At 75.1% G+C, this 8,869-nt stretch carries 3 protein-coding genes; 2 read left to right on the forward strand and 1 reads right to left on the reverse strand.

Annotation, left to right across the window (positions count from 1 at the left end):
- The first annotated feature begins 4 nt into the window (after nucleotides 1-4).
- Both IG88_RS0137090 and IG88_RS0137095 read left to right on the forward strand, forming a co-directional pair.
- Nucleotides 5-3,580: an SDR family NAD(P)-dependent oxidoreductase gene (locus tag IG88_RS0137090; protein WP_234332475.1), complete on the forward strand. Its 3,576-nt coding sequence runs from the start codon at nucleotides 5-7 to the stop codon at nucleotides 3,578-3,580.
- Between the two features lie 198 nt (nucleotides 3,581-3,778).
- A complete protein-coding gene (locus IG88_RS0137095; protein WP_031051059.1) occupies nucleotides 3,779-4,993 on the forward strand; it encodes a cytochrome P450 in 1,215 nt (404 codons plus the stop codon).
- A 92-nt stretch (nucleotides 4,994-5,085) separates the two neighbouring features.
- Here IG88_RS0137095 and IG88_RS0137100 read toward each other — a convergent pair.
- Nucleotides 5,086-8,869: type I polyketide synthase (locus IG88_RS0137100; protein WP_158854213.1), on the reverse strand; the 3,784-nt coding region annotated here is incomplete at its 5' end.

Below are 8,869 nucleotides of genomic sequence, written 5' to 3' on the forward strand. Positions count from 1 at the left end.
GCTGGTGGGGGAGAGGTTGTCGGGGCGGGGGGGTATGGGTTCGGTGGGGTTGTCGGTGGTGGAGGTGGAGGAGCGTCTGGCTCGTTTTGAGGGGCGGGTGGGGGTGGCGGCGGTGAACGGTCCGTCGTCGGTGGTGGTGTCGGGCGAGGTCGAGGCGTTGGACGCGTTGCTGGCGGAGTGCGAGGCGGCGGGGATACGCGCCCGCCGGATCGCGGTGGACTACGCCTCGCACTCGGCGCAGGTGGACGCGCTGAACGACGACCTGCTGGCCGAACTGGCGGGCATCACGCCGCAGTCGTCGTCCGTCGCGTTCTACTCCACCGTGACCGGCGAGCAGACCGACACCACGGGCCTGGACGCCGCGTACTGGCTGCGGAACATGCGTGAGCGGGTCGCCTTCGAGGCCGCCGTGCGCACCGCGGTCGAAGACGGCAACCGCACGCTCCTGGAGGTCAGTCCGCACCCGGTGGTCGTCATGGCCGTACAGGAGATCATCGACAACATGGGCGTCACGGCCCACGTCTCCGGCTCGGTGCGCCGCGACGACGCGGGCGCAGGCCGGCTGCTGGCGTCGCTGGCCGAGGCGTACACGGCCGGCGCCCCCGTGGACTGGACGCGGCTCTTCCGGGGCACCGGCGCCCGTCCCGTGGACCTGCCGACCTACGCCTTCCAGCGGCAGCGGTACTGGCTGCGCCCGCCGGCCGCCGGTTCCGGGGACGTGACCGCCGCCGGGCTGCGCTCCCCCGGGCATCCGCTGCTCGGGGCCACGGTGGAGCCGGCGGAGTCCGACGGCCTCATCCTCACCGGTCGGCTCTCGCTGCGCGCCCACCCCTGGCTGGCCGACCACCGTGTCATGGGCGCCGTTCCGCTGCCGGGGACGGCGTTCGTCGAGCTGGCGGTGGCGGCGGGCGACCTCGTGGAATGCCCGCACGTCGAGGAGCTGACCATGCAGGCTCCGCTCCTGCTGCCCGAGACCGGCGACCTGGACCTCCAGCTCACCGTGGACGCGCCGGACGGGACCGGGCGGCGGGAGATCGGCTTCTTCGCCCGCTCCGACGACGGCGTCTCTCGCGGAACCTGGACCCGGCACGCCACCGGCGTCCTCTCCCCCACCGCTGCCGGCCCCGGCTCCGCCGCCGACGCGGGCCCCGAGGCTGCCGCGCTGTGGCCGCCGCAGGGTGCGGAGCGGCTGGACGTGGACGGGCTCTACGAGCGGCTGGGCGACGGCCCGTTCGCGTACGGGCCGGCCTTCCACGGTCTGCGGGCGGCCTGGTCGCGAGGCCGGGAGGTCTTCGCGGAGGTCCGTCTGCCGCAGGAGCTGCACGAGGAGGCGGGCGCCTACCTCCTGCATCCGGCGCTGCTGGACGCGGCGTTGCACGCAGTGGGTCTGGGCGGGCTGTTCGGTGCCGACGGGCCCCCGTTGCGCCCGTTCGCCTGGAACGAGGTGTCGCTGCACGCCACCGGGGCCACCGCCCTGCACGTGACCCTCTCCCCCGCCGGGGAGAACGCGGTCGCCCTGCGTGCCGTGGACGGCACCGGCGCTCCGGTGGCCACGGTCGGTTCGCTGCTGCTGCGGCCGGTGGACACCACCGCCCCGGACACCGGACGCGCCGCAGCCCACCCCGCGCTGTACGGCATGGAATGGACGCCGCTCGCGCTGCCCGCGCCCGACGCCGCCGCCTGGGCGGTCCTGGGCGCGGCCCCGGACGCGGCGGCACGGTGGGCGGTCCCCGGCGGCGGAGCCGTCCGGCACGCCGACCTGGCCGAGCTGACCGCGTCACCGGCCGCGGACGGCCCGCCGCCCGCGTTCGTCGTCCTGGACCTGACGGCCGGTGACCCGAAGGACCCGAGCGGCCTCCCGGCCCTGGCCCGGGAGCGCGCGGAAGCAGTCCTGGCGGCGGCGCGGGCGTGGGTCTCGGAGGATCTCGACGAGCGGCTGGCGGCGGTGCCGCTGGTCGTGGCCACCGCGCACGCCGTGGGCACCTCGCCCGCGGACGCGGTGGACGGGCTCGGCTCCGCCGCCCTGTGGGGGCTGGTGCGTTCGGTCCAGTCGGAGAACCCGGGCCGGTTCGTACTGCTGGACCTCGACGACACCCCCGAGTCGGTGGCGGCCCTGCCGGGCGCGGTCGCGTCCGGAGAAGCCGAGATCGCCCTGCGGCGGGGCACCGCCCTGGTGCCGCGGCTGGCCCGGGTCCCGGCCGCCGGGACGCCGGACGAGGTGCCCGGCACGGGACTGGACGCGCTCGATCCGGCGGGCACCGTCCTGGTGACGGGCGCGACCGGCGGGCTCGGCTCGCTGGTGGCGACCCGACTGGCCGAGCGGCACGGCGTACGGCGTCTGCTGCTGGTCGGCCGGCGCGGCCGGGACGCGGAGGGCGCCGCCGAACTGCTCGCCCGGCTCGGCGAGCTGGGTGCGACGGCGACCCTGGTGGCGTGCGACGCGGCGGACCGGGGGGCACTCGCGCAGGTGCTGGGCCGCATTCCGGCCGAGCATCCGCTGACCGCGGTGGTGCACTGCGCCGGCACCGCCGAGAACGCGCTGCTGGCCGCTCTGACTCCCGAGCTGATCGACCGGGTGTTCCGCCCCAAGGTGGACGCCGCGGTGCATCTGCACGAGCTGACGGCCGGTCTGGACCTGTCGGCCTTCGTACTGTTCTCGTCGATCGCGGGCACCCTCGGCGGTACCGGCCAGGGCAACTACGCGGCGGCCAACACGTTCCTCGACGCGCTGGCCCGACACCGGCGCGGGCGCGGCCTGGCCGCGACGTCGCTGGCCTGGGGGCTGTGGGAGACCGAGCGCGGCATGGGCGGCGGTCTCACCGAGGCGTCCTCGGCGGGCACGCCCATGCGCGGGGTGTCCGCGCTGCCCACCGCGGAGGGCCTGGACCTGTTCGACCTCGGCTGGCACAGCGCCGAGCCGGTGCTCTTCCCGGCCCGGCTGAACGGTGCCGCGCTGCGCGCCCAGGCCGCGGCCGGTTCCCTGCCTCCGGTGCTGCGGGGCCTGTTCCGGGTGCCGGCGCGGCGGTCGGCGCGGGCAGCGGCCCAGGACGCGGGGGCCGGGCTGCGGCACCGCCTCGCGCGGCTGACGCCGGCCGAGCGGCAGGAGGCGCTGTACTCGCTGGTGCGCGAGCGGATCGCCACGGTGCTCGGACTCGGCTCCCCGGAGGGGATCGAGACAAACCGGCCCTTCCGCGACCTCGGGTTCACCTCGCTCACCGCCGTGGAGCTGCGCAACCAGCTCAACGCGGCGACCGGGCTGCGGCTGCCCGTGAGCCTGGTCTTCGACTATCCGACGCTGGGCGAGCTGGTGTCCCTGCTCGCGAGCCGGCTGAGCCCGGACGGCGCGGCACCGGCGGCCGGCCCGCCCGGGACCGGCCGCGACGCCGCCATACGGCGGGCCCTGGCGTCGATTCCGCTGGACCGGCTGCGGGAGCACGGCCTTCTCGATCCGCTGCTCGCCCTGGCCGGTGACGGCCCGGCGGCGGCCGGGCCCGGGGCGGTCGCCGACCGCAGCGAGGAGATCAAGTCCATGGACGTGGCGGAACTCCTGGCGATGGCCAGGGGCACGACGTCGCAGTGACGCGACGCCCCCACGCGCCGTCCGCCCGGTGCCGGGCACCGGCCGGACGGCGAGTGGGGTCCATTAGGGGGCGGGTCTAGGGGCTGGGCGTGCATAGCCTGCGAGAAAGCCGTTGATCCGCCCTTACGCGTGTTGAGAACCCACGAGTGCCGGCGTCTCCACCAGTGCCGGCATTCCCACGAGTCAGGAGAGCATGTCATGGCCGAAGCGCCGTCCGAGCCCATAGCGTTCCCCTTCCCCGATCCGCCCTCGGTGCGTGAACTGCCGCCCGAGCTGGCGGAGATCCGGGACGGCGAGTCCGTGGTGGAGGTGAAGTTCCCCGACGGTATCTCCGGCTGGATGGTGACCAGGCACGCCGACGTCCGCAAGGTGCTCGTCGACTCCCGGTTCAGCAGCAAGGTCATGGCCAGCGCCGCGGCGGGCATGGCGGAGACCGAGACCGGCAAGCTGATGAACGAGTCGCTGGTCGGCATGGACGCGCCGGAGCACACCCGGCTGCGCAAGCTGGTCACCAAGGCGTTCACCGCGCGCAACATCGAGCAGTTGCGGCCCCGTGTCGCCGAGATCGTCGCCGAGCTGCTGGACGAGCTGGAGGATCAGCCCCGACCGGTCGACCTAGTCAAGGCGTTCTCGGTGCCGCTGCCGGTCCGGGTGATCTGCGAGCTGCTCGGGGTGCCGGCCGAGGACCAGGACACCTTCCACGCCTGGTCCAACGCCCTGCTCGGGGACTGGAGCCAGGTCGTGGAGAAGGAAGCCGCGACGGTCGCCCTGGTGGGGTACTTCGGTGAGCTGATCGCCGCCAAGCGGGCGGAGCCGGCCGAGGACCTGATCACGGCGCTGATCAAGGTGAGCGAGGAGGATCCCACGCTCACCGACCGGGAGATCACCGCGCTGAGCATCGGCATCCTCAGCGCCGGGCACGAGACGACCGCCAACCAGATCAGCATGTTCCTGGTGCACCTGCTGAACGACCCCGGGCAGCTCGCGGAGCTGCGCGCGAACCCGGAGGCGCTGCCGCGAGCCGTCGACGAGCTGCTGCGGTTCGTGCCGCTGACCACGACCGGCGGCATCATCCCCCGGCTGACCACCGCCGAGGTGGAGCTGAGCAACGGCAAGGTACTGCCGGCCGGCGCCGTCGTCCTGCCCGCGGTGGCCACCGCCAACCGGGACCCCGAGGTCTTCGCGGACGGGGAGCGGCTGGACCTGTCCCGGGAGCACAATCCCCACCTGGCGTTCGGTGCCGGCATCCACTACTGCCTGGGTGCGCAACTGGCCCGTATCGAGCTGCAGGAGGCGTTCAAGGCGATCCTGGAGCGTCTGCCGTCGGTGCGGCTGGCGGTCCCGGAGTCGGAGCTGCGGCTCAAGAGCGCCTCGATCATCCGCGGCCTGGAGAGCCTGCCCATCACCTGGTAGCCGGCCGCGCCGCACGACGGACGGGCCGCGATCCCCCTCTCCGGGGGTCGCGGCCCGTCCGTCGTGTCCGGTGTGCGTTCCGCCGGGGCGGGCTACCGCTCCCGCCGGGTCAGCCACTCGTGCACGGCCGCCGCGGTCACCTCCCCGTGGCCCTCCAGCATCGTGTAGTGGTTGCCCGGCACGTCGACGGCGTCGTGCGGCAGCGGCCACGCGGCCTGCCACTGCTCGGCGGGCGGCTGCTCCTGCCCGGGTTCCAGGCCGTAGCACTCGGAGGCCCGCACCAGCAGGGTCGGGGTGGCGATCTCCCGGGGCCGCCAGTGCTCGAACATCCCGAAGTACGCGGCCATCGCCGTCAGCCGGGTCCCGGTCATCCGGCCGAAGTCCTTCTCCAGGTCCAGGGACTTCGCCTCCAGTACGGGCGTGATGTAGGAGGTGGCGTCATAGCCCGCGAGGTAGCTGTCGATCAGCACCAGGCCCTGCGGGGCCCGGCCGCGCTCCTCCAGGCGGGCCGCCACCTCGTGGGCGACGCGGGCGCCGGAGGACCGCCCGGTCACCGCGAACGGCTCGTCGCCGACCAGTTCCTCGATGAGGCGTACGGCGTAGTCGGCGGCCGCGTCCACGTCGGCGGCGACCGGCTGTCCGGTGACGAAGCCGGGCAGCATCAGCGACCACACGTCCCGCAGGCCGCGCAGCGGTGCCGCCATGGCGACGAGTTCCTGGTTGCTCGCCCACACGGACTGCGAGGGGAACCCGATGAGCTTGGGGTGCCGGTCGCCCTCTCCGAGCCTGACGAGGGCGGGGCCGTTGCCCACCTCGCCGGGGTCGCGGAAGCTGGGCCGCAGGTCCACGGAGTTGCGCAGCACGATGTGGCCGATGTCCAGCCGGCCCAGTTCCACCGCCCGCCGGTACAGCGCCTCCACACCGTTGACTACGGCGAGATCGTCGTTGCGTGCGGTGCCGCCCGCTTCGGGGGCCTCCCGGTCCGGGCCGCCCGCGGGGGCCCCGGGCGCGGCCGTCGGGCGGGGGCCCGCGGTGTGCAGTTCGGCGCTGACGGCGGCGGCTAGTTCGGCGGGCGTGGGGTGGTCGAAGACGACCGTGGACGGCAGGCGGAGCCCGGTGCGCTCGTTGAGCCGGTTGCGCAGCTCCACCGAGGTCAGCGAGTCGAAACCCAGTTCCACGAACCCGTCGCCGTCACCGACCTCTTCGGCTCCGCCGTGGCCGAGTACGTCGGCGACCTCGCCGCGCACCAGGTCCGTCAGGACGGTCAGCCGCTCGGCCTCGGCCGCTCCCGCCAACCGCTCGTGCAGCCGGGAGGTGGCCCGCGTGTCCGACCGGGCGGCGCGGCGCCGCGGGGCCCGGACCAGGCCGCGCAGCAGCGGGGGCACCTGCTGTTCGTCGGCCGCCCGTGCGGCGGTGGTGTTCAGCCGGATCGGCACCAGGAGCGGGTCGGTGCCCGCGGCGAGGGCCTGGTCGAGGACCGCCGTGCCCGTCTCCGCCGTGAAGGGGCCGACCCCGCCGCGGGCCATCCGGGTGCGTTCGGCCCGTCCGAGTCCGGCCCCCATGCCGCCGGGCTGCTCCCACCAGCCCCAGGCCAGCGCGGTGCCGGGCAGCCCGGCGTCGCGCCGGTGGGCGGCCAGGGCGTCCAGGAAGGCGTTGGCGGCGGCGTAGTTGGCCTGCCCCCGGCTGCCGAGCAGTCCGGCGGCGGAGGAGAACAGCACGAATTCCCGCAGGGGCGCTCCCTCGGTCAGCTCGTGCAGGTGCCAGGCGGCGTCGGCCTTGGCCCGCAGTACCGTGTCGAGCGCGTCCGGGGTGAGCGTTTCGACGGTGGCGTCGGCCAGCACGCCCGCGGTGTGGACGACGCCGGTCAGTGGCCGGTCGGCGGGGATGCCGCGCAGGAGGGCGGCGAGGGCGTCGCGGTCGGCGACGTCGCAGGCCGCGATCCGTACGTCGGCGCCCAGTCCGGTCAGTTCGGCCCGCAGTTCGGGTGCGCCGGGCGCGTCGTCGCCGCTGCGGCTGGCCAGGATCAGGTGCCGTACGCCGTGGGAGGCCACGAGGTGGCGGGCGACCACGGCGCCCAGCGCGCCGGTGCCGCCGGTGACCAGTACGGTGCCGTCGGGTCCGAAGCCGGGTTCGGTGCGGGGCGCGGCGGTGTGCCGGGCCAGCCTCGGCACGCTCGCGGTTCCGGCGCGCAGCGCGAGTTGGGGTTCGCCGGTGGCGAGCGCGGCGGGCAGCGCGCGGTAGGACGCCGGGTCGTCGTCGAGGTCGACGAGCACGATCCGGTCCGGGTGTTCCGACTGCGCGGCACGCACCAGGCCCCACACCGCTGCGGCCGCCGGGTCCCCGGTACGGTCCGCGTCGTCCGCGGCGACGGCGCCGCGGGTGAGCAGCACCAGCCGGGATGCCGTGAGCCGGGCGTCGGCCAGCCAGTGGTGGAGCACCTCCAGCACCCTGCGCACGACGTCGTGGGTGGCCGCGACGACGCCGCCCTGGTCGCCGCCGACGCAGCACATGGCGACCACCTCGGGTGCGGGCACGCCCGCCTCCAGGCTGTCGGTCAGGGACTGCGGGTCGAGGTAGGGCGTGCCGGTGAGGCCCGCCGTCACCAGACGCGGCCGGATCTCCAGCGGGTCGAACCCCAGCATCGCCCACTCGCCGGCGGCGTCCCGGGAGTCCAGGGGCAGGGTGGTCCACTTCAGGCCGAACAGGGCGTCCTGCCTCGGCGCCGAGGCGGTGAACTGCTCCAGCGCGGGGTCCCGCATCGCGAGGGAGCCGACGGTCGCGACCGGCAGCCCGGCGTCGTCGGTCACGGTCACGGACACCTCGCTGCGTCCGTGAGGGGCCAGGTGGACCCGGGCGACGGTGGCGTGGGTGGCGTGCAGCTCCACCCCGGTCCACACGAAGGGCATGCCGCCCTTCACCGGCTCGCGGCCGGCGGTGTCGCCCAGGACGCCGAGCGCCAGCGGTTGCAGGGCCGCGTCCAGCAGTGCCGGGTGCACGCCGAACCCGTCGTCCGCGTCCCCCGCCTCCTGCGGGAGCCGGACCTCGGCGAACAGTTCCCCGTCCCTGGTCCACAGGGCGCGCAGGCCCTGGAACACCGGCCCGTAGGTGAAACCGGCCTCGGCCATGGTCGCGTAGAAGTCGTCGACGTCGATGCGTGCCGAGCCGGCCGGAGGCCACGTCTCCGTCATGGCGGCGGGTTCGGCCCCCTCGCGCTCCCGGAGCACGCCGGTGGCGTTGCGCAGCCACGGCTCGCCGTCGTCCGCGTCGTCGGGACGGGAGTGGACGGTGAGGCTGCGCCGGCCGGAGTCATCGGGTCCTGAGACGACCACCTGGACCGCGCGCCCGCCCTGTTCGCCCAGGGTCAGCGGGGCCTCCAGGGTGAGTTCCTCGATCTGTTCGCAGCCGACCTGGGCGCCGGCGTGCAGCGCCAGTTCCGCGAACGCGGTGCCCGGCAGGAGGGCGGTGCCCAGCAGCGCGTGGTGCGCGATCCAGGGCTGGGCCGCCAGGGAGAGCCTGCCGGTGAACAGGAAGCCGTCCGAGCCGGGCAGCGGCACCCCGGCTCCGAGCAGCGGGTGCCCGGTCGCGGTGAGGCCGAGGCCGGCGGGGTCACCGGCACCGGTGGCCAGGGAGTCGAGCCAGTACCGCTTGTGCTGGAAGGCGTAGGTGGGCAGGTCCACCCGGCGGGCGCCGGTCCCGGTGTAGGGGCCCGTCCAGTCGACCGCCGTGCCGCTCACGTGGACACGGCCGAGCGCGCGCGCCAGGGCCTCGGCGTCCGGACGTCCGGGGTGCAGGGCCGCGACGCAGACGGCTTCGGTGCCGGTGTGGTCGAGCACCTCCTCCACCATCGCGGTCAGCGGTCCGGAGGGACCCAGCTCC

This window comes from Streptomyces sp. NRRL F-5650 (assembly GCF_000721365.1).
Taxonomy (GTDB): Bacteria; Actinomycetota; Actinomycetes; order Streptomycetales; family Streptomycetaceae; genus Streptomyces; species Streptomyces ardesiacus.